We start from the raw sequence: 331 nt of genomic DNA on the forward strand, positions 1-331 counted from the left end.
CGGCGTCTGGGTCGTCACAAGCTGACCGGACGTGGGCGCCGCGATGACCGGAGCCACGGGGGGAACGGAGTCGACGGTGAAGGGAACGGAGGTGCTGGCCGGACCCGTGTTGCCCGCGGCATCCCGAGCCGTCGCGGAGATCGTGTGCGCCCCCTGCGCGAGCGAAGACGACGTGCAGGACCACGCACCGGAGGCATTGGCCGTCGCGGTGCAGAGGATGGTGGTGCCCTCGCGCACGGTGACGGTGCTGTTCGCCTCCGCCGTGCCGGAGAGGACCGGCGTCTGGGTCGTCACAAGCTGACCGGACGTGGGCGCCGCGATGACCGGAGCC

1 protein-coding gene is annotated in these 331 nt (G+C 71.9%); it reads right to left on the bottom strand.

The genetic code is table 11. From position 1 onward, the window contains the following. Positions 1-331, bottom strand: a 331-nt coding sequence (locus tag ACLEQD_RS45335; protein ID WP_410392064.1) for an Ig-like domain-containing protein, incomplete at both ends; no start/stop codon positions are given.

The organism is Corallococcus sp. 4LFB (assembly GCF_046520365.1).
Lineage (GTDB): Bacteria > Myxococcota > Myxococcia > Myxococcales > Myxococcaceae > Corallococcus > Corallococcus caeni.